Below are 21,785 nucleotides of genomic sequence, written 5' to 3' on the forward strand. Positions count from 1 at the left end.
AAATTAAAAGGAGGAATTTTGAAATGGCAATTTATATGTTAGAAGAAAAGGATAGCTTTACTGTTTTAGGTTTTGGAACAGAGCTTAAGAGTGATTACACAGACTATGCTGGTATTAACAAGGAAAAGGCAGACTTTTGGCAAGCGGTCAATCAAGATGGAAGGCTTGATAAGTTAAAAACTGTTGCTACAAATGACTACATTTTTATTGTAAACGAAGCTGTGAATAACAAGATGATGCATTATGCAGGTGTGATGACGCAGGAAACCTTACCAGAGGCAACTAGACTTATCCAATTCCCTAAAGGGGAATACATCGTTGTGAGGGGAGAAGCAAATACAGATGAAGAGTTGAGTAATAAGTTAACTGGTATTGCTTTTGGTGAAGTCCTGATGGAAGTTACGGATGTATCCTATGTTGGAGGCCCAAATGCAGCGGTTTTGATGGGGCAGAAAGACGGATTAGTATATGGTGAAATGTGGATCCCTGTTGTTAGAAAATAAAGAGATATAATTTAAAATAGACATCAAAAACAGATCACGAACGGTCTCCATTGCCAATAAGTGGTCTGTTTTGTACTCTTGAAATCTTAAATAACCATTTATAGATATAGTAGAGAAAATACTTTGAGCATGATTTAACAAGTTCTTGGTTGGTAATTCCGTTATTTGTTAAATAAGTGTCAATAATGGAAAATTTAAGTAAGTAGAAAAGCTTTAATAAAGGAGATAGGAAATGAATTTTTTTCAAGATAGAATATCCATATTTAAAAAGAGAGATTTATTATTTTTGGAAAGCTATAAAGAATCAGAAGAAGTTTATACTTTTCTATTCCAAAAAGAGAAAGATTTAACCTGGAAAGCTGGACAATATGGTTTGTTTACTATTACTAATAAGAAAATAAAAAATTCTACGAAACCATTCACTATTGCATCTACTCCCAAAGAGAATGAGGTTAGACTAACAATGCGTATTGGGGATAACCCAAGTGATTTTAAAAAAGAGATGTTGGAATTAAAACAAGGTATGAAGGTTAGAATGAGTGGACCAGTAGGGAACTTTTATTTAAAAGATAACAGTCCTACACTTCTAGTTGCAGGCGGAATTGGAATTACACCATTTCGAGCGATATTAAAACAAATAGAAGCTGAAGGGAACGAAGTTGGAAAACAAGTACAACTCCTGTATATGGATAGCAAAATGTCGTTTATATTTAAAGATGAACTTGATAGGATTGCCAACAATTCTTCAATAAGTGTATCTTACCTTAATTCAAGGAATGATCTTTATCAGGAGATGGATCATTTTATCAACTTAAACAAGAACAATGGTCGCTACTTTATCGCAGGATCGAAATCAATGGTAGATTCTATTTCAACTCATATGCAAAACCAAAATGTTTCAAAAAAGGAGATTAAAAAGGATGCCTTTTTTGGGTATTAATAAATAATTATCATTTTATTTTTGAAGAAATAATTAGTTGTCAATGTTCAAGCAAGTTTGCCAACTACGTCAAAGGAAATTGATTCAAGGTTGATGAATTTACAAGTCAAGGATTCTAATAGTTTGGTAATTTATTAGTGTTTACGATGTTGAACAACCAGGTGAATGAAAAAGACTCTCCTCGAATATAAAAAACACCCTAATCATTAACTTTACGCTAACCATTAGGGTGTCATTTTTATAAAACTTTATTTAAAAAGTCCTGTGTCCGTTCATTTTGCGGATTTCCAAAAATTTCTTCTGGTTTCCCTTGTTCAACAATATACCCGCCATCCATGAAGATGACTCGGTCTGACACTTCTCGTGCAAAGCCCATTTCGTGTGTAACAATGACCATGGTCATTCCTTCTTGAGCTAATTGTTTCATAACAGTTAACACTTCTCCAACCATTTCCGGGTCCAGGGCACTTGTTGGTTCGTCAAACAACATCACATCGGGCTTCATCGCAAGTGCTCGTGCAATCGCCACACGCTGTTTTTGTCCGCCTGATAATTGGTCTGGTTTTGCTTTGGCTTTATCTTTCAAACCAACGCGATCTAGCAATTCTAAAGCTGTTTTTTCCGCTTCTTCTTTTGTCATTTTATTTAATTGAACAGGCGCTAACGTAATATTATCCATAATCGTTAAGTGTGGAAATAAATTAAAATGCTGGAACACCATCCCGATATTTTCACGCACTTTATTAATATTGACGTTTTTATCTGTTAAATTTTTTCCATTTACAATGACTGCACCGGCCGTTACTTCTTCAAGTAAATTTAAGCATCGAAGCAGTGTGCTTTTACCAGAACCAGAAGGACCAATAATGGTGACGACTTCGCCTTCTTCTATACTTAGATTAATATCTTTTAAAACTTCTAAATCACCGAATGATTTTTTCAACTTGTTCACATTAATTTTTGCCATTTTTTATCCTCCTTTCAAGCGCATTGGAAACTTTTGTTAAAATCATAATGACAATAAAGTACATCAGACCGACAATTAACCACATTTGGAAGGATTCTAAGTTTCTAGCGATTATGATTTTACCGCTTTGTGTCAATTCATTAATTCCGATAATGGAAAGAATCGATGTGTCTTTTAACGTAATGACAAATTGGTTAATAAACGATGGAATCATTAACCGAACGGCTTGAGGCAAGACAACTTTAGCCATGGCTTTCCCATATGGTAGACCTAAACTGCGAGCTGCTTCCATTTGTCCTTTATCAACGGATTGAATACCACCGCGGACAATTTCTGCCATGTACGCACCAGCATTTAAGCTTAACGTAATAATACCCGCAGCTACAGCTGTAACTCGAATATCCAACGCTGCTGGAATACCAAAGTAAATAAAGAATGCTTGTACTAAAAGTGGTGTTCCACGGAAGATATCTACATATATTGTTGCGATCCAACGTAAAACTTTATTTTTAGAAACTCGGAATAATCCAAAGACCACACCAAGAATTAAGGCAATAATTAAAGACACAACGGTTAAAATTAAGGTCATTTTTAACCCATTCATTAAGCTTGGGAAACTATCCTTTAATAAGCCAAAGAAGCTATTATCTCGTACTTCGGCACCAGCATCTAAATATCGATCTAAAATATCTTGGTATTCACCAGAAGCCTGAAGATTTGCTAAGCCTGTATTAAACATATGGAGAAGTTCAGTATTTTCACCTTTTGATACGGCAAACCCATAAGATGCTCCAGGTTCTTTTTCAGTAACAATTTTTAATCCGTTTCCTTGTTTGACACCATAAGCTAATACGGGATAATCTTCAAATACAGCAACGGAATTTCCAGTTTTAACATCTTCATATAAATTGGCAGAATCATCAAAGGTAACTAATTCAAAACCATATTCATCTTGAATGCTTTTTGCAAAGGCTGCACCTTCTGTACCTGTTTTTACGGCAACACGTTCACCTCTTAAATCTTCATAAGATGTAACCGTATCATTATCTTCATCAATCGCCATGATAATTCCAGAATCAAAATAAGGATCTGAGAAATCAAACTTTTGTTTGCGTTCCTCGGTAATACTCATCCCTGCAATAACCGCATCAACTTGTTCTGCTTCTAGTGCTTGTACCGCAGCATTAAAACCAAGGGGTCTTATTTCATAATTAAAGCCTTGATCTTCAGCAATGGCTTTAATTAGATCCATGTCAATGCCAACAAATTCTCCACTTACATCTTGGAATTCAAATGGAGCAAAGGTAACATCTGTGGCAATCACATATGTTTTTTCTTCAGCATTCACATTTGTAAATGGTAGAAGTATTGAAAAAATTGTAATGATAGCTAATATAGAAACAACCCATTTATTCGTACGTTTCATTTACCTAACTCCTTTATTTATATTTTTTGAAAATTGCATCGATGGAAAATTCTCGACGCATAAAACAACAAATGAATATACCATTCAAGTTAACTTAAACTAGTATTCTAGTGTGCAAGCGAATGGTAAGAGGCGGAAGGGTGCATAGGAAGCGAACCCCTATACAATACTCCAATCATCTCTCTAGGATTGAAGGCGAGGTACAAGATTTGCATTTAGATGTAGTGAATGGAATGATTTCTATTGTTAGAATTCATAACATGACTTTAAAATTATACTATTAAAACTTCGTATTGACTAGAAAAAATTTATAGGTACATCGTTTTTTATAATTTATAACGGTGATCTTCAAGTTAAGATAGGTGATTCTGGTACTCTAAAAGTATATTAAAAAAACATTTCAATGCTTTAAATATGACTTTGTTAAAGTGGTTCTTGAATCAGATTATGAAGTGCTTCAGCTATGATTTTTCAGCTTCTAACGAGACGTTGATCCATGAAGGATTAACAGCCTTTTAATATGAAGTCATTAAACTTGCAGAAGATACTAGTGGGCTTATAAATGTTATTAGATCATGAAAAAGAGCATTGGAATTCCAATGCTCTGCGTTTTTTATGATGTTGGTTTCGTTTGGAGTAATTTAATACTCATGGCTATAAAAACGATTCCCGTTAATTTATTTAAACCAGTTGAAACTTTAGCATTCCCTCTTAATTTTTGGGTTGCCATTGATGAGAAATAAGCAGTCATTAAACACCATGCTCCACCAGTGAAAGTAAAGGTAAGACCTAAAATGATAAAAGGGATCGGAGTTGATATAGCTGAACTAGTTTGAATAAATTGCGGAAGAAAGGCTAAGAGAAACAAAGCCACCTTTGGATTGGTAACATTCGTTATCATTCCTTGTAGGAATATCTTTTTATTACTTTGCATTGGTAATGATTGCCCTTGGGGTGCATCACTTTTTGTAATGATCATCTTTATCCCCAAGTAAGTTAGATAGATAGCCCCTGCAATTTTGATCAAATTAAATAAAAAAGCCGATTGCATTAAGATGACAGATAGTCCAAATGCAGCTAAAAATGTATGTGCCACAACTCCAGCAGAAATACCAAGGGCTGAATACATTCCAGCTGTCCGACCTTGAGATATACTTCTGCTCACGATGTACATAGTATCTGTACCTGGAGTTAAATTCAGCAAGATTGCTAGAACTAAAAACACTTCAAAGTTATGAATTCCAAACATTATTACACCTTCTTTATTTAATATCTTAATTTAATAGAGTTACTTAAATCAATAAAAAAATGATAGCTAAAAAGTTTTTGCAAAAGCACTAGAAGCCTCGGTAACAATGGCTATTTTTTGCTTCATATAATTCCCTCAAACACTCTGTTTTTAGATTTATTATCCAAACATTTTACGTAAATCACATAAATATTCTTATTTTTACACTATGTGCTAAGTACACAATTGAATTTAATGATACGATTTTCCTTTTAATTGTGAAAGATTATGAATGGTTCTCAACTTAGTTGCTGAGCTCATTGATGAAAAAGCAATCTTATTTTTCCCGCAGGCTGTGCAGTTTCGTGCCAAAACGGGCGGGAATAAAATATGGTAAAATAGCTTCTAAAAGGAGTGCTTAAAAGATGAGATTAAAAATGTTAGATTCAACTTTTTGCGTTGTTAAAATTTCCCCAACAGAAGCAATCCCTTATTGGGCAACGAAGGGTGATGTATTTTCGATTTCTCGTACAAATGAGGAACTCTCTATTGTATGTCCCTCAGAATGTATACCCCTTAATGAGGAATTAAAGGATGTTGAAGACGATTGGAAGTGTATAAAAGTAGAGGGTGTTTTGGATTTTGGATTAACAGGGATATTAGCATCTTTAGCGAATCCTTTAGCAGAAAAGAAAATCAGTATTTTTGCAATCTCTACCTATAATACCGATTACTTACTGGTTAAAAATCATTCTATAGAAAAAGCAAAGCTAGTCTTAGAGAATGAAGGTCATACTTTTAAACCTATTGAATAGAATGTTGCCATCTCTTATTCAAGTAAGGGGTGCATGAGCCAAACAGTAGGAGTGGCAATATGGAGATCTTTTTAACTACCTAAAGGAGCAAGTTAGTAAAAGATCGCCAACAAGTGATCATCTACTAATTAACAAATGATTCATGAGGAGAGGTGAGGACAAGTGGATAGTAAGAAAGTCATCGAATTAATACATTTTTCCATTGGTTTACCAAAATCCATGAATTATGGAAAAGATGAAGAAATGGTTACAGGAATTTGTAAACAAGCTACTGATGAAGCCTTCTTAACAAAAGATGGGTTTCAAGGAGATGGAATTGCAGACAGACGGTATCACGGAGGGCATGACCGTGCAGTGTGTGTATATCCCTTTGAACACTATTCACAATGGGAAAAGGAATTTGAGAAACCTTTACCACCATCAAATTTTGGTGAGAATATAACGGTAACCAATATGCTTGAAAAAGATGTACACATAGGAGATATTTTCAGTCTTGACAAAGCGGTTATCCAAATTACTCAAGGCAGAGTTCCATGTAGTACGATTACAAAAAGAACAAACAATCCTTTTCTTATCAAAAGGATGGTGCAAACTGGTTTTACGGGTTATCTATGTCGTGTGTTAGAAGAAGGAATGGTACATAAAGATTCCCAAATAAAACTTTTGGAACCACATCCAAAACAAGTATCCATTCTTTATGGGAATCAGATTTACTTTCATAGGCAAAAGGATATGGAAGGGATAAAGAAAGTATTAGCTGTTGAAGGTTTGGCAAACGAATGGAAGGAAAAGTTGGAAAGTCGATTAGACAAACTAATGACCACTCGCTAATTCGTAGTGTTTCAAAGAATAAAGGGTTTTTCTCCTTAATGTATGGACGTTTTAACAACAACAAAAAATTGATATCTAGTATCTGATTTTAATAAAATAACCCTTCGCCGTGTTGAAGTCCACGGAAGAACAGAAGCCCCCTGTGGTATGAAACTAGGGGGTTAGTCGTTCTATATACCTTCTTCTTTTATTTTTCTTTTGCAATTTCCTTTCTATTCGGAGCAAGAGGTGGCTGTTCTATCCAATTATATTCCACCATAAGATTAAACCACTTTTTAATCACCATAAGATTTTGTAGAATTGTTTTTTCGTAAGTGGCTACAAGGTCTGTTCGCATGGCTGATGCTAGACCTGTCCCATGATAAGCCTGTGCAGTTTGAAACAAGAAACCGATATGATACATCATTAACTTATCTGAAAAAGGAGAGTCTGTTGAAGTAGTCACTTCTGTTTCCAAAGACTTAGGAGTTGGTAAATTATCTTTCATCATGATGTTTGAAAAGTTCTGTATTTGTTCATTTGCAGCTTTCTCGGAATCCTCTAAAAATACCCTTACTTTCTTTGTCTGAGCGACTTGACTAAATGCAATAGAGAGAGTTTTTGTCATAATACTCTTTTTTAGGTTGAAAGAAATACTTATGACCTCAATTGCAGATAAGGGTCTACTTTTTCCAAAAAATCCATCGATAAAGTTTTGGCTAGAAATAAACTCAGGATTTTCAGCAGGGTAGAATAAAGGGTCTCTCTGGAAGCTTCCTTTTTCAAGTAATAAGTCAATGGTTCGATGGTACATCCTTTTCGCATCATTATCACACGAGTCGTAAAAAAGCCTTAAGTCTTCTCTAACAGAAGTACCTAATGAAGTTGAATGTGCTAGCATCCCATGTAAAGTCATGATATGTAAATAATTTAGACAAAATATATCGCTAAACAGTTTCTCTTTGCCTTTGTTAAGATCAGATTCAGTAAATCCAATTGGAACTGGAAATCCTTCGCTCTCTATAAAAGTTGCAATTTGGTTCTTTTGTTTTGCAAACGTCTCGATTGCCTCTTTAAAAATAGATTTTATGGACTCGTCCTCAATAATAGTAAACATATACCTATTTACAATGTCAATGGCTGTTCCGTTTACATACTCACCCCAGAGTGTGCCTATTTCAGACGATGTGAGTTTTAATTTATTTTTATCCACCACATTATCACCTCTTGAGTAGTATTTTCTAATAGAGCAAGAACTATGAAAGATCTGCACAAGAGAAAACTTATTTAGAGGTTATTTTTGCGTCTTTTTCGCATTTTCAATCTTCCACAATCGGGCCAGATTATTGCTACCATCATAAATTGAGGTTTAAAACAATTAAAGGAATAACCATAAAATAAGAACACTTTCCATTTCTACCACCATACATAGTATCCTTTTATATACTATATCACTTAAAAGTGCGTACTTTTTAAAATGATATATATGAGTATAATAACATTGTAAGTTAAAAATAAAACGATAGTTAACAGAACGTAAGAAAGGCTGATATAAAATGACAAAAATTGGTATTCTAGTTGGTAGTCTGCGGAAAGAATCTTTTTCTAAAAAGATTGCTGCCAATGTTGCGGCTTTATTCCCTGAAGGATATGAAAGTGAATTTATCGAAATTGAAAATTTACCTTTCTATAATCAAGATTATGATAATGAAAACAATGTTCGGGCAGAATATACTACTTTCCGTAACAGAATAAAGGAAATTGACGCTGTTTTATTTGTAACACCTGAATATAACCGTTCTGTACCTGCTGTATTAAGTAACGCACTGGATATAGGTTCCCGTCCTTATGGAGCAAGTGTATGGAATGGCAAACCAGCGGCCATTATCAGCCAATCTCCCGGTAATTTGGGAGGATTTGGCGCAAACCACCATTTGCGTCAGATTATTACATGCTTAAATATGCCAGTGGTTCAGCAACCAGAAGCCTATATTGGTAATACCGCAGCTTTATTGGATGAAAATGGGAAAGTCAAGAATGAAGGAACTATTCAATTCTTACAATCATTCGTCGACACGTTTGTTAATTTGATTAAGAAATATCAAGTGTGAGATCATATCAGTTCTTTTGCAAAGAATATTAAGTGTTCTCTGGCTGAAGGTAAAGAAAGAGGTTGCAGCATATAGCAGAAGAAATTCTGTTTTATGCTCCAACCTTTTTGTTTTAGAAAATAGAATAAAAAAAGATAACTCCTGACTTTAAGGATAATGATACGAGCAAATTACAACAATCTCAATCAGTTAATCAAATTCAGAATAACTATTTCCGTAAACTCCTTAATCTTCTAAAGTTTCGAATTTACCCTCACGATAATCCTGATAAGCCTGACGTATTTCTATCGGGAAGTATATCCTCAAAATCCCACCAAAAGTTGAGTATTCAATAACTGAGTATGGAATGACATTGAAGCCTATTTTGGAAGCAATGCATGAGTGGGGAACGAAGCATATCACAAGAAAAATGGAGAATGTAAAGCATTAATTTATTTTCTTACATTTGTTGTTAGACCTAAATAAAAGTTTTTTTGCAAATGTACTAAAACTTGCTTTTTCAACTAAAGCCTCATTTAACAAAATAATTAAATGTCATTTTTGCATTTACTACTATTCCGCAATCGGATGCTATCCTTGAAGAGGGATAAAGTATACATTTTTCATTAAAGGGCCATTTATTGGAACAACACTATTGACATTAAACATCAAAATCTTGATTTTTGGTTTTGTTTTCCTTAGTGGTCCTTCATTCCTCGAATCGTTACCGTACAGCTAATAGCCAATCTTTACTCAATTTACTATTCAACCTTAACATTAATTTCATCAATTGCATTATATCCGTACCCTTTTCTGTTCCAGAAAGGGAGGGTTGGTTGAGTTCGATCATAAGAATCTGTCGCTTTTGCCATAATCTTATATTCACCTTTCTCCAGTACAGTCCACTCATATGACCAAGTAGTCCAATCATACCCACTATGATTTGGGTTTTCTATTCGTGCACGTGACCATGTTTTTTCTTGATCAGTGCTAATTTCTACATTTTTTATATAGCCTTTTCCTGTCCACGCAATGCCTTTGATTACATGTTTACCTGTTTGAATAACCTCCATATCTAACGGCTTTTGTATGGTGGAGTTAACATTTATGGTTGTTACAGGAAAAGAATGATTGTTATCGTCTTTGTTTGGATAATAGACGTAATCAATCGTTTGAAAGGGACCTTTAAAAGTATGATCAATTACCTTAATTTGCTTAATCCATTTTACAGAAGCCATGGCATACCACTGAGGAACAATTAGCCTTAAAGGAAAACCATGCTGAAAAGGGATAGGCTTATGATTATATGCGTAAGCAATCATGGTGTCGGGATGTAGGGCTTTTTCTATTGGTAAACTTCTGGCATATGTATAAACCTTATCAAGGTCACTTCTTTTTCCATAATCATATCCTTCAACAACCACTTCTTTTATTTCTTCCTCCTTTACTCCAGATATATTAAGGATAGTTTTTAATGGCACTCCTGTCCAATAACCTTGACTTATAGCACCTTTTTCCCATTGTTCTCCAAATACCCTAGGCTCAAATAAACTACGTTTATTACCTGAACATTCAAGGACCACCTTGATTGTCTTTGAAGGTAACCGAAGCATCTCTTGCATAGATATCAATTGTGGTTTTATGAGGGAACCACTTAAAGGGAGCCAGTAATGAGAGTAAGAAAATATAGGGTAAGAAAAGTGGTTTCGTCTATAAAATAGATTATTTACAATGTCATTTTCTATAAATTGAATGGGTGTTTCCTGATTTTCGGGATGTAAACTGCGTGTAGTTAAAAATGGGTTTAAGAAAGGATATTGAGGATTCAATATAAATGCCTCCCGATAATAAAATTGATAATAATAGCTATGTTGTAAAAGAAATAGTTATTTCATTTTTTGAAGATTTATTTTAATAGCATGGGTCAAAGGGTTCTTTGACCCAGTTTCGAATAGCGGGGTCAGACCCCACAAGCAAAGCGTCAGGCTGAACGAGAAGAGCTTGACGCTTTGTTTATTCTATCGTTTCTTTCTGCTTTTTTCTTAATCGATTTCTTCATGACTAAAGCCTCTCCATCTACAACCATTTCGTTACGCTGATTCCATACCCCCTAGCATACTGCTGCAATAGGTAATGAAATCATGGGTGGGTTTAAGATTCAGGCATGATCCAAACGATTTCGCATAGGCGAACAAAGAATGTAGAATCATGCTCTTGAATGACAACATGATCAAGCTTGGCGTCAACAACCATACCGCTAACGGAACCCCGTGTGGTATCAAGTACTGCTCTTTTTCCAATTAGACTGCGTAGTGCTTCATATACGAAAGGTTCTATGACAATCACTTGCATCGTTCCGTTTTGTGTTATTTGCGGATTTACGTGATAGGCATACATAGGATCCATTTTGTTTCCTCCAAGTTCTGTAACTGTTTTACCCTTCTCAATTTATGACAGTATAGCTTGGCGCGTTCCAACACCTTATTTTCATGATTCGTTCAGAAACGATCGATATTAAGAAGTCTGACTAAGAATGTATGGACCATTTTTGGAGGAGGTTAATCGATACCCCCGAGCAGGGCTTGAGTCGAATGGACATTTACTTGCCGTTTGTTGATTTTTTATCGGTTTTATTAAATAGGCAAGTTTATGTAATAAGAAATAGTAAAAAAGGAGAAGATTCATATTTGAAACTGTTTGCTAATAATAGGGGAAGAGGGATTAATTAAGTTTCTTCTTTATCCATATCGATTATAGAAAGTATGAAAAAAACCGCAATTTATTATGCGGTTTAAGCTGACTTAAGCATATAGCTAGCATTTAGATAAATATAAGTGCCTACAAATCACTCACATGAATATCAATCGTAAACTATAAGATGGATGTATTATCTTATGTTATTTTCCAAAACCCAATACTTTAAGTTTATTAATAATCATCATTGTAATCATAGCGAAATCCGTCATTTTGGGCAGAAACACTCTCTTTTACCTGCGAATTCTTCGTTTTATTTTGTAAAACCTGTTCCTTACTGTTTATTTCATTATTTTGTTGTTTTTCGTTTGTCTTCACCTAGGGAAGCCTCCTAATATCTATTTTTTTGCGCACCGAGTTTTGCCTTTCGTAAACCATTATCTATGTCAATATATGTTAAAATCATACATAATACATTCGACAATGGGATGGTAATCCAAATATAAGGCATTAGTGAGAAAACTCTTCTTACTAATGCCATTTCCATTTACTATTTTATTTTCGTCTTCTTGTGCCAAGTCAAATTGATAGATTCATTTCTATTTTTTTCCTTTATTTGCACGTTGTGCAGTTGCTGGATTTTCTTTACCATTCACATCGTTTTCTTTTTCCAATCCGGCATATTGCTTATAACCTTCTGGTTGGTATGCTTTATTTTTAGCCATTAACAACACCCCCTTTTCTATTAAAATATCCATATGGAATATGATTATGTATGAAATAATAGTCAATTTTCTCTTACAGATAGGTATACAATTTCAAATCAGAAAATGTCCCACTTTTAATCTACTTTCATCGTCTTCTTCATTTTTTTTAGTATGCTTTTAAGAAAATGGCGCATTTCTGGAATAAGGTGGTTCTTTTTTTTACTTTTAAGGGCCAAAAAGGCTTATTGCGGAAGATAGGACGAGCACGAACTCTATATAACGAATAGGGGTAGATGTACCCCGGTTTAAGAGGTGGTAATACTCCCCTCAACATATTAAGAATAATAAAAAAGAAGAAGTGGGGGATAAACCGTTTCAAATACCACGATTCGTTCAGTTAATGATTATTGGGGCAAGAAACCCCCACTGATGAGTTTTCCTTTATGCGGCGATGTCTAGTGGAATCTAATAATTATGATGATGATTGTAGTAAGTAATGATAAATTTCCTGAATTCATCTGCAAAAGGGGAGAGGTGTCTGTCTTTTAACCAAGATAAACCGACAATAAATTTAGATTCAGGGTCTGAAATTTTAACATAATTCAGTTGATGTTTTTCACAAAGCGCGATCGGAATTAATGCTACACATATATTGAGTTGAAGCATTTCATTTAATAGGCCGTAGTCTACTTCAAAAATCACCTTTGGGGTGAAACCTACGGATCGGCATAAGTTATTGACCTTTTTGTTGTATTCGTCATAACCAGCAAGTGATATAAACGATTCTGAAGCTACTTCTTTTAGATCGATTATGGTTCGATTGGCAAGACGATGATTTTTAGGAACAACTAAAACAATGTCTTCTTCCATTAATACGCAGCTTTCAATCGACTCATCTTCTATGGGAGGTCCTGCAATTCCTAAATCAATTTCTCCTTTATTGAGTTGTACACGAATCGATTCTTTAGAACCAATCGATTGTTGAATAGAAGCATCAGGATTTTTATTAAAATATTCAATTAGTACACCTGATAGAAATCGCGGATTTGAAATCGAAATCGTGATTTTTTTATGTGTTTCTTTTTCTCTGTATTGGATCTTCAATTTCGCATTTTCAATTTCAGAAAATATGGTATTAACATGTTTTAGGAGGATTTTCCCTGATTCGTTTAATTGAATATTTCGACCAACTCGATCAAATAAAGGCGTCCCCATTTCATCTTCGAGCCGTTTAATCATTAAGCTTAATGAAGGTTGTGAAATATTGAGTTTTTTAGCAGCTTTTGACATATGCTCCATATATGCAACCGTTTGAAAGTATTTTAATTGAAGTAGTTCCATTTTAACCTTCCTCTTTAAAATCATTTATTGTATCCAATCTATTTATATCGAATTATATATTGGATTAAATGATGGATCCCTTTTACAATATGGAAGTTCCGTTTTTTTTCTGTGAAATGATTTACAATGGATTTAAATGGATTTAATAAAATACTAGAATTTAATTAAGAGAGCAGGCGGATATTAAGTGAGTAATACAAGTGAAAAACTTTGGACTAAAGACTTTATTATTATGTCCATCATTAACTTCGTCATTATGATTATTTTTTATTTATTAATGGTGACAATGGCTTCATACGCTGTAGAGGAGTTTCATGCTTCTATTTCACAAGCGGGTCTTGTAGCCGGAATTTATATTGTTGGAACCTTATTAGGTCGAATCGTTACAGGTCGAATCATTAACCATGTTGGCACGAAAAAAATATTACTAATTGGTCTCATTCTATTTCCGATAACCATGTCCTTCTATTTTATTCAAGCGGGGATTATCGTATTGATCATAAGCCGTCTTGTAAATGGTTTTGCCGTTGGGATTGCTTCTACAGCGATAAGTACAATCGTAGCGCAAACTTTACCAAGTTCGCGTAAAGGTGAAGGAATTGGTTACTTCAGTATGAGTGCAACACTTGGAACAGCCATCGGACCGTTTTTCGGTTTGTTGTTGAGTCAACATACTACTTATTCTGTTATTTTCATGGTTTGTGTGGTTTTTGCCATTTTAGCGCTAGTCAGTGCCTTATTTACCAGAATATCGAAAATCCAAGCCCGTACGGTTCAAGACGAAAAGGGCTTTCATCTTTCTCAATTTATTGATGGAAAAGCACTTCCCATCTCGATTTTGACGTTATTATTTGCATTAGGCTATGCAAGCCTTATTGCTTTTCTTAACTTCTTTGCAGAAGAGCGTGGTTTACTTCGTGCATCAAGCTTTTTCTTCTTAGCATACGCAATAGCCGTTCTTCTCACACGTCCATTTACAGGTCGTATGATGGATCGAAAAGGGGCTAACTATATTATCTATCCATGTGCCGTTTTATTTGGAGGAGGCTTACTTCTATTAAGTATCTCACATAATTCCTTCCTTTTATTACTTTCAGGCGCGATCATTGGTGTTGGTTTTGGTAATATTTCTTCTGCGTTTCAAGCTCTTGCGATAAAAGTAACGACGCCAGAGAAAATGGGGCTAGCGACTTCCACCTACTTTATTGGTTTAGATATCGGTCTTGGTTTCGGACCTTATTTCTTAGGGTATTTAGTCCCGTTCCTTGGTTACGGAAATTTATTTGTAGGGTTAGGTATTTTTATGTTTGTCCTCATTATTCTTTATCTATTCTTACATGGACGGAAAGACCATTTAGTAGTAAATAATTATTTAAATAGAGATATCGCTTAATGAATCGCAAAAGGTTCATTTTAAAACCAAATTTAGTATCAGATCCTAATAATAGATGATAGAATGGCTGTGACCGAGAAATAAATCATAAATTACGAACGGTGCTTTAACATAACAATCAGGTCGTCACTATGCAGTCTTTTTTTAGCAATTAAGGGAATTAGATATATTTAATGATAAGAAGCATTCTCTTTAATAGGAATGCTTCTTTTTATATAAAAACGATAATATAATGATGTAAAATGATATTTTTTTATTGTAAATCAATAATTAATTTATTAAACTTAATTTTAAGCTAGTTTAGCTAAGTACTTTTGTGGATATTGGTTTAGGTCTGGTGTGTAAATTTTAAATAATGAGGTGATTACATGGGATTTTATTATTTATTGTTACTTCTGATAGGGTTATTTTTATTATTATGGGAGCATTTTGGAAAGGTGTACCTAGATCAGTTAAAATCGTGATTTCTCTGTTTGTTTTCGGGATTCTTTTTATTATTTTAGCAATTGTTTTACTTATGCCAGGTAGCTCTGATATGATTGCCGAACTTTTGAAATTGACAAATCGCCATTAATAAACGAACGATTTTCGCTTCCTTTATGAAAAAAGAAACATCGCTTGTTTTATTTAAAGTCATAAAAAGTCTTAGAAGTCTTGCGAAATAATGAAACCTGTTTAATGTCAGACATCAAAGGAACGTGTGGTTACGTTCCTTTTGGTTGTTGTGGAAGAGGTCTTCGTAGAGGTCTAAAACAACAAAATAGAATCTTTATATAAAATGTGTGACATTAAAAAAGGCACAAGCAAATCAATGCTTTGTGCCTTTTACTTTATTTAATGTTACAGAGTAAGAGTAATGTTTCTTTTTTTAGTTATTTTAAAAATGATTTCAAATAATTCTTCATCGGCATTTCAAACACTTCGACATCTTCTATCAGTTCAATACCGTCAATGTATAGTTGAGCGGATTCAATGGAGATTTTATCGTCAACGTAAGTAAGGATATATCCAATGGAACTGGATTCACCTAAGAAAAGGTTTTCTGTAAAAACAAAATCCTTAGGAGCTCCTTCTCCATCAAAATATTCCTCTTCTTCACTTTTTTTAATCATACGATATTCGGCTCCATCAATGCAGGCTACATTAGGATGATTTACCCCACAATCACTAAAGTTAACGAATAGGTATTTTCCTTCGACTAGATCGTGAAGCATTTCTGGAACCTCAGCATGTCCATAGATATTAAAGGTTTCATAAAAATCAATACTATCTAAGTCATCCACAAGGAATACAGGAACATTAAGAAAGTTTTGCCCTTTTTCAATAGCTGTTTCTAAAAAATCAACAATATTAAAATCATTTATTTCAATATTATGTAGTTTCAAAGTTGTTTCTCCCCCAATCGTATATCTCAATTACTAGTACCATTATAATATAGAATTCTATTTTTTGAAAAAACATTGTTTATCAAATACTTTATACAAAATACGTCATTAGAACTAATTCTATAATACTATTTGTTTTTTTATTTTTGCTAAGGCTCTGTTAAACTTTAATGTTGAAAAATGGATATAAATTTCGAAAACCCTTTATAAAGGATTCCCAATGCCTTTTAACCGCCATTTAATATATGCTCTAAATATACAATTCCCATAAAAATTAGCCAGACTGCTAATGGAATTGCCAAGCTCTTAATGGATTGTAACGGTTTATAATCTTTATTTTTCTTTTGTAGAAATCTATCGGTAATAAAGAACAACAAAGAAGCACCTAAACTATAAAATAGTAAGATAAGACCAAAAACTACGTGTAAAATGCCAGATAAAATGATTTCAGATTTTTCATTTTTCATTTTTGTTGCAATAAATGAACTGACTTTATCACTAATGGTAGAGGTTAACACTCCATAAATTAATATCGCTGGGAAACTATACATCAAATAAACAGGTGTGCTTAATACCATAGCAAATAAATAATGGGGTATGGATGAAATAGTTTCACCAAATGGATTTGGCACGAATAGACCTAACAAAATAGCAAACATAGAGCCAGATATAGATGCCGAAATAATTTTTCGTGATATTATTTTATTCACCTCCATATTCATTATAAACACTGTATTAAGAAGCGGTAAACATTGAACTTTTGCTAATCTCAAACTATCATATGTTTCAGTCATTTCAAATATAAATGATTTGAAAAACGAAAAAAAGAAATACAAAGAAGGAATCAATCTAAATGTCAAATTCTGAATAGGGGGCAGACCCCGCTGCGTTAACACAATGAGTCAAGGAACCTGTCCCCTTGACTCATCTTTTTGTGATTAGGAAGCAATTCAATAAAAATATAACAAAAAAGAATAAAAGTTTATTGAAAAACAATAAATTACATGCTAATATTTAAAATAAAAAAAAGGAATTGAGGTCCTTTTGATGAAACAAACAAGTGAAAATGGGTTCATAGATTGTTGAGAGATGATTATGTCGATCCGAAGGTTTTTTATCATTTACAAATAAAGGTGAGCATCATGGGTAGAAAAAGAAAGATTTATATTCTTTTAACGGATACCGGAACGGTTTTAACAAGAATGATTAAATTTTATACAAAAAAGCCCTATAATCATGCTTCCATTGCCTTCGATGCCGAATTAATGGAGGTATATAGTTTTGGGAGAAAAAAGCCGAAAAATTCTTTCATTGGGGGATTCGTTAAAGAAAATATTGATTCTCCTCTATTTTTACAGGCCGATTGTGCCATTTATTCTTTAACAATATCAATAGATGAATATAAGAAGATGCATCAATATATTCAGGAAATAGCCTCTAAAAAGGACCATTATCACTACAATTTTATAGGATTATTCGGAGTGCTTTTTAAAAAACCAATAAAAAGAAAGAGTGCTTTCTTTTGTTCTCAATTTGTAGCATCGGTTTTAAAGGAGAGTAACATCAGTCAATTTGAACAAAAAGATCTCTCTTTAATTAAACCAAGTGACATAATAGACTTAGCAGATTTTCAATTCGTTTTTGAAGGGAAATTAGAAGATTATATAGATCGAAACACTATGAGAATTCCATGTCCCTTCTATTACTCCGTTTAATAGAAAATGTTCATTCTATTTAATCATTATCCGAAGTGTCGAATAAAAAAATAATACTGTCACAAAAGTCATTTTTCCGGTGTCATTATATTGAGAGCTCTTGGAAGGAGGTACCGATAATGGAGGGGTGGGGGACGTTGTCGGAAAATATCAATCATCTGTTAAAAGAAGAAACGTTTCAGAATCTATTTAAACAACATTATGCTCATGTTGTTCGAACAGCGATGATCATTGTAAAAGAACAATCCGTTGCAGAAGATATTGCTCAAGAAGTATTTATGAAGCTCTATCATACTGATCAAAATACGATCGACAATTTACCAGGCTGGTTAACAAAGGTTGCTGTGAATACTGCCTATAATCATATTCGAACGGAAAAACGCCATCATGCTCGAAAGAATAAACTAGAAAACTATGAAAATGATTCAATTGGATCCGTTGAAGATAAGTACATGAAGAGTGAAGATATTTATGAAGTTCAGAATACATTAATGAAATTATCTGAACGAGATCGTGATATGCTGATCATGAAATTTTCTGGATACAGCTACGAAGAAATTGCGAAAAGCAAAGGTGTGGGTAAAACATCCATTGGGGCTTTATTAGTTCGAGCGAAGAAGCGCTTTCGGAAATTTTACATGGAGGAAAGGGGAGAGGATGAGTGACTTGTCATGATATGGGTGTACTGCAGGCTTATTTAGATGGAGAAGTCAGCCGTGATGAGAAAAAACAAATCATGAGGCACTTAGAGAGTTGTCAAACATGTCGTGAACACATCGATGAGCTGAAACGTCTTCATTCTTTTTGTGAGAAAACCTTAGATGTTAAAGGTGTAGCCATTGACACTGAACGGGCATGGGCGAAATTTGAAAAAAACCTTCAACAAGCTGGAGGTTATAAATTAATAAAAAATAGAGATAGAGTGATAGGAAAGGGATGGAGTACATTGAAAACAAAAACAAAACGGTACCTTATTTCAGGAGTTGCAGCAGCAGGGATTTTGAGCTCATTTGCAATCCCTCAAGTTCAAGTAGGAGCAAGTCAATTTCTATCATTATTCCGCGTGGATCAATTTGAAATGGTGAAGTTAACACAAAGTGATATAAGTGAAATGGAGAATTGGATGAATGAAAATCAAGAAGGCGTTTTAGACCTAAAGGGAATTGGGAAGTTGGAAAAGTCAGAGACGACAGGAGAGCCACGGTACTTTGAAAATGTAGAAAAGGCTGAAGAGGCGGGCTACTCAGTACCTAAAATAGGTGAATTTGATGTGAAGGAAGTAAGCGTGACTCCAGCATCAACCATCACGTTTACCTTACATGTAGAAAAAGCCAATCAATTATTGACCCAATTAGGGTCTAACCATCAATTTGAGGCATCATTAGATGAAAAGCCATTTTCTGTATCCACATTTGAATCCATTAAAGCAGACTACACACTAGAAGATCAACAGATTTCCTATATCTCCACAAAATCTCCGGAAGTCAATGTTCCAGAAGGAGTGTCGGTAGGGCAGTTACGAGCTACGTTGCTTTCACTTCCATTTTTACCTGAAAATGTGAAGGCACAGCTTGCTAGTATTAAAGATTTTGAAACCACGTTGCCGATTCCTGTTGTCGAAACAGAAGGGTCTAAGGTGAGTGAAGTAATGGTTGGAGATGCTCAAGGATTTGTAGTAGAGAGTGAACAAGAATCCATGATTGTTTGGCAGGATAATGCCGGTATTCATGCGATTGTTTCGAACGATGCCATGGACCTTGACGAAATGATTCAATTAAGTAAACAAGTTCAGTAAAACGAATGGTTCAAAGCGGTCAACTTCCGCTTTGAACCTTTAATAAATAGGGGGAAGAGGATGAACGTTATTCAGACGAAATCTTTAACGAAGACATACGAAGGAAAAGGTGGAATTTCAGATGTAACGTTATCGATTGGTGAGGGGATCGTGTATGGTTTTTTAGGACCTAACGGTTCTGGAAAAAGTACATTTGTCCGTACCCTACTTGGATTATTACAACCGACAAGTGGAGAAGGATATATTCTCGGACAACCGATTGGTACAACAAAATCACGGGAACAAGTAGGGTATTTACCAGAGTTATTTAGGTACCCAGATTGGTTAACAGGAAAGGAATTACTAGAAAGCCATGCTAAGCTTTGTAAAATACCTGTTCGGCAAAGAAAAAAGCGAATTGAAGAAGTTGTCGAGTTAGTAGGAATGACAGGTAGAGAAAGAGGACGGATCAGTGGTTTTTCAAAAGGGATGTCCCAACGAATTGGTCTTGCATGTGCGATTTTAAATGATCCGAAGGTCGTTTTTCTAGATGAGCCAACATCTGCACTAGATCCAATTGGACGCAAAGATGTACGAGATCTCATGCTCTATCTTCGAGATCAGGGAAAAACCGTTTTTTTAAATAGTCATTTGTTATATGAGGTAGAGTCTGTGTGTGATCATGTGTCGATTGTTCATCAAGGAGAAATGATTGCACAGGGACCTTGGAGAGAATTAATGATCATGGAAGCACAAGTTGAAGTGGTAACAGAACAGTCGATCAGTGTGCCGATCCCTTCATTTGTGACTTCCATCCAAAAAGTGAGAGAAGAAGAGTCACGTATAAGGTGGGGGATCCAGCTTGAAAGTGAATCCGATATTCCTAGGGTCATCCAGTATTTAACTTCCAATCAAGTTGCTATTTATGAGGTTAAACCAATCACGCCTCATTTAGAGGATGTTTTTATGCATTGGGTGAATAAGAAAAAGGAGAGCAAGTATGTGGACCATCAGTAAATTAACCTTTAAAGAAATCGTATCAAAGAAGATCTTTTTAATAACGATCATCATGACGATTGTTTTTTTAACGCTTTATGGAACGGCTATCTATTTTGCGGGTAAGGACTTGCCGGGACAAGAGGGAAATATCGGAACACAAGCTATTTTATTACAGCAGTTTGTATCTTCACAACTTTTAGGAGTAGGACTATATTTTTCGTCTTTTATTACAGCGTTGCTTGCGATATTGTCTAGTGTGAGCTCGATTTCAGGTGAGGTGTCAAGTCATCAAATTGATACATGGTTGATGCGACCCATTTCTAGAACTCATTTTGTTTTGGGAAAGTTTGTAGGTTTAGCGCTCCTCATGATTGCTTATGTAATCGGATTATTTTTTAGTATCATTCTAATTCATCAAGGGATTGGTGCAGCATGGATGGCGTTGGACTTCACAGGCATGCAACTGATGAAAGCCGTAAGCGTTTTTGCTCTAATGCCCATTGTATTGATTGCGTTTGGATTATTCTTAAGTACAAAAATGACCACGTTAAATGCTGGAGTGGTTGCCATTGTCATGTATGGTGCTGCTTTTATTGGTGGCTTTATTGAACAATTTGGGACGGTCATAGAGAAGACGAGCATGGTGAATATTGGAATTATCACGAGTCTTATTTTTCCAGTGGACTCCATCTATCGGAAAATGACCATTTTATTATTTGATTCGACAGACAATCCATTATCATTCGCACAAGGTGGGATGTTCACGAGTATCTCTAGCCCTAGTAATTTGTTGATTTGGTATGCTTGTGGTTACGTGGTATTTGTTTTACTTTTTGCGATTAAGAGCTTTAAAAAACGTGATGTGTAAATACACTATATATACAAAAATATTAATTGACAACAATAATATTATGTTAACTGATTTCTTTTTTGGAAATTAGGGCTTAGAAAATGAGAATCCACTATTTTTGTCAATGAAAAATGATGGTCTTATTTGA

The 21,785-nt window shown here is 34.5% G+C and carries 23 protein-coding genes and 1 pseudogene; 13 read left to right on the forward strand and 11 right to left on the reverse strand.

Translation table 11 applies throughout. From position 1 onward, the window contains the following. Positions 1 to 23 precede the first annotated feature (23 nt). Together Q5760_RS11240 and Q5760_RS11245 are read left to right on the forward strand one after the other, a co-directional pair. Positions 24 to 503 (forward strand): GyrI-like domain-containing protein, encoded by a 480-nt coding sequence (locus tag Q5760_RS11240; RefSeq protein WP_428912251.1) that lies wholly within the window; start codon positions 24 to 26, stop codon positions 501 to 503. Between the two features lie 232 nt (positions 504 to 735). Then, positions 736 to 1,443 carry an FAD-dependent oxidoreductase gene (locus Q5760_RS11245; RefSeq protein ID WP_428912252.1) on the forward strand — a complete coding sequence of 236 codons (708 nt, stop codon included), beginning with the start codon at positions 736 to 738 and terminating at the stop codon, positions 1,441 to 1,443. A 238-nt stretch (positions 1,444 to 1,681) separates the two neighbouring features. On the opposite strand, the gene Q5760_RS11250 is transcribed toward Q5760_RS11245, so the two are convergent. The 3 genes from Q5760_RS11250 to Q5760_RS11260 form a co-directional block, all read right to left on the reverse strand. Beyond that, positions 1,682 to 2,410, reverse strand: coding sequence for an amino acid ABC transporter ATP-binding protein (locus Q5760_RS11250; protein ID WP_428912253.1), 729 nt, complete (start codon positions 2,408 to 2,410; stop codon positions 1,682 to 1,684). After that, entirely contained in the window at positions 2,397 to 3,836 is a 1,440-nt protein-coding gene (locus tag Q5760_RS11255) for an amino acid ABC transporter substrate-binding protein/permease (RefSeq protein ID WP_428912254.1), read from the reverse strand. Before Q5760_RS11255 ends, Q5760_RS11250 begins: the two co-directional genes overlap by 14 nt. 613 nt (positions 3,837 to 4,449) lie before the next feature. Continuing rightward, positions 4,450 to 5,085 carry a LysE family translocator gene (locus tag Q5760_RS11260; protein WP_428912255.1) on the reverse strand — a complete coding sequence of 212 codons (636 nt, stop codon included), beginning with the start codon at positions 5,083 to 5,085 and terminating at the stop codon, positions 4,450 to 4,452. Between the two features lie 404 nt (positions 5,086 to 5,489). Between Q5760_RS11260 and Q5760_RS11265 the strand changes: the two genes are divergently transcribed. Both Q5760_RS11265 and Q5760_RS11270 read left to right on the forward strand, forming a co-directional pair. Further along, positions 5,490 to 5,879, forward strand: coding sequence for an ACT domain-containing protein (locus Q5760_RS11265; RefSeq protein WP_428912256.1), 390 nt, complete (start codon positions 5,490 to 5,492; stop codon positions 5,877 to 5,879). A gap of 219 nt (positions 5,880 to 6,098) precedes the next feature. Further along, a complete protein-coding gene (locus Q5760_RS11270) occupies positions 6,099 to 6,710 on the forward strand; it encodes an MOSC domain-containing protein (RefSeq protein ID WP_428912550.1) in 612 nt (203 codons plus the stop codon). 187 nt (positions 6,711 to 6,897) lie between these two features. On the opposite strand, the gene Q5760_RS11275 is transcribed toward Q5760_RS11270, so the two are convergent. Then, positions 6,898 to 7,902, reverse strand: coding sequence for a DUF3231 family protein (locus Q5760_RS11275; RefSeq protein WP_428912257.1), 1,005 nt, complete (start codon positions 7,900 to 7,902; stop codon positions 6,898 to 6,900). Between the two features lie 343 nt (positions 7,903 to 8,245). On the opposite strand from Q5760_RS11275, the gene Q5760_RS11280 reads away from it, so the two are divergent. Together Q5760_RS11280 and Q5760_RS11285 are read left to right on the forward strand one after the other, a co-directional pair. Beyond that, positions 8,246 to 8,800: an NADPH-dependent FMN reductase gene (locus tag Q5760_RS11280; protein ID WP_428912258.1), complete on the forward strand. Its 555-nt coding sequence runs from the start codon at positions 8,246 to 8,248 to the stop codon at positions 8,798 to 8,800. A gap of 288 nt (positions 8,801 to 9,088) precedes the next feature. Continuing rightward, positions 9,089 to 9,230 (forward strand): annotated as a pseudogene (locus tag Q5760_RS11285) (winged helix-turn-helix transcriptional regulator); the annotation flags it as partial. 310 nt (positions 9,231 to 9,540) lie between these two features. Here the strand turns inward: Q5760_RS11285 and Q5760_RS11290 are convergent. The 5 genes from Q5760_RS11290 to Q5760_RS11310 form a co-directional block, all read right to left on the reverse strand. Beyond that, positions 9,541 to 10,608 (reverse strand): sulfite oxidase, encoded by a 1,068-nt coding sequence (locus tag Q5760_RS11290; RefSeq protein WP_428912259.1) that lies wholly within the window; start codon positions 10,606 to 10,608, stop codon positions 9,541 to 9,543. A 322-nt stretch (positions 10,609 to 10,930) separates the two neighbouring features. Then, the gene (locus tag Q5760_RS11295; protein ID WP_428912260.1) at positions 10,931 to 11,185 is read right to left on the reverse strand and encodes a YuzF family protein; all 255 of its coding nucleotides are present in this window, start codon (positions 11,183 to 11,185) and stop codon (positions 10,931 to 10,933) included. Between the two features lie 522 nt (positions 11,186 to 11,707). Next, entirely contained in the window at positions 11,708 to 11,851 is a 144-nt protein-coding gene (locus tag Q5760_RS11300; protein ID WP_428912261.1) for a hypothetical protein, read from the reverse strand. Positions 11,852 to 12,072: 221 nt separating this feature from the next. Then, positions 12,073 to 12,198 (reverse strand): hypothetical protein, encoded by a 126-nt coding sequence (locus Q5760_RS11305; protein ID WP_428912262.1) that lies wholly within the window; start codon positions 12,196 to 12,198, stop codon positions 12,073 to 12,075. A 447-nt stretch (positions 12,199 to 12,645) separates the two neighbouring features. Next, positions 12,646 to 13,521 (reverse strand): LysR family transcriptional regulator, encoded by an 876-nt coding sequence (locus tag Q5760_RS11310; RefSeq protein ID WP_428912263.1) that lies wholly within the window; start codon positions 13,519 to 13,521, stop codon positions 12,646 to 12,648. Between the two features lie 187 nt (positions 13,522 to 13,708). On the opposite strand from Q5760_RS11310, the gene Q5760_RS11315 reads away from it, so the two are divergent. Beyond that, entirely contained in the window at positions 13,709 to 14,914 is a 1,206-nt protein-coding gene (locus Q5760_RS11315; protein ID WP_428912264.1) for an MFS transporter, read from the forward strand. A gap of 418 nt (positions 14,915 to 15,332) precedes the next feature. After that, on the forward strand, positions 15,333 to 15,488 hold the full coding sequence (locus tag Q5760_RS11320) for a hypothetical protein (RefSeq protein ID WP_428912265.1): 156 nt from the start codon (positions 15,333 to 15,335) through the stop codon (positions 15,486 to 15,488). Positions 15,489 to 15,786: 298 nt separating this feature from the next. On the opposite strand, the gene Q5760_RS11325 is transcribed toward Q5760_RS11320, so the two are convergent. Both Q5760_RS11325 and Q5760_RS11330 read right to left on the reverse strand, forming a co-directional pair. Further along, entirely contained in the window at positions 15,787 to 16,299 is a 513-nt protein-coding gene (locus tag Q5760_RS11325; RefSeq protein ID WP_428912266.1) for a hypothetical protein, read from the reverse strand. A 227-nt stretch (positions 16,300 to 16,526) separates the two neighbouring features. Next, positions 16,527 to 17,021, reverse strand: a complete 495-nt coding sequence (locus tag Q5760_RS11330) for a hypothetical protein (protein WP_428912551.1) — start codon at positions 17,019 to 17,021, stop codon at positions 16,527 to 16,529. 420 nt (positions 17,022 to 17,441) lie between these two features. On the opposite strand from Q5760_RS11330, the gene Q5760_RS11335 reads away from it, so the two are divergent. The 5 genes from Q5760_RS11335 (at position 17,442) to Q5760_RS11355 (ending at position 21,655) form a co-directional block, all read left to right on the forward strand. Beyond that, entirely contained in the window at positions 17,442 to 18,014 is a 573-nt protein-coding gene (locus tag Q5760_RS11335) for a hypothetical protein (protein ID WP_428912267.1), read from the forward strand. 119 nt (positions 18,015 to 18,133) lie between these two features. After that, positions 18,134 to 18,679 (forward strand): RNA polymerase sigma factor SigX, encoded by a 546-nt coding sequence (locus Q5760_RS11340; RefSeq protein WP_428912268.1) that lies wholly within the window; start codon positions 18,134 to 18,136, stop codon positions 18,677 to 18,679. Further along, positions 18,676 to 19,809 (forward strand): anti-sigma factor family protein, encoded by a 1,134-nt coding sequence (locus Q5760_RS11345; protein WP_428912269.1) that lies wholly within the window; start codon positions 18,676 to 18,678, stop codon positions 19,807 to 19,809. Before Q5760_RS11340 ends, Q5760_RS11345 begins: the two co-directional genes overlap by 4 nt. Positions 19,810 to 19,869: 60 nt before the next feature. Then, positions 19,870 to 20,805, forward strand: coding sequence for an ATP-binding cassette domain-containing protein (locus Q5760_RS11350; protein WP_428912270.1), 936 nt, complete (start codon positions 19,870 to 19,872; stop codon positions 20,803 to 20,805). Then, on the forward strand, positions 20,789 to 21,655 hold the full coding sequence (locus tag Q5760_RS11355; RefSeq protein ID WP_428912271.1) for an ABC transporter permease subunit: 867 nt from the start codon (positions 20,789 to 20,791) through the stop codon (positions 21,653 to 21,655). Before Q5760_RS11350 ends, Q5760_RS11355 begins: the two co-directional genes overlap by 17 nt. Positions 21,656 to 21,785: the final 130 nt, after the last annotated feature.

It is taken from the genome of Niallia sp. Kr1, from assembly GCF_050389805.1.
In the GTDB taxonomy this organism is placed as follows: domain Bacteria; phylum Bacillota; class Bacilli; order Bacillales; family Cytobacillaceae; genus Bacillus_BD.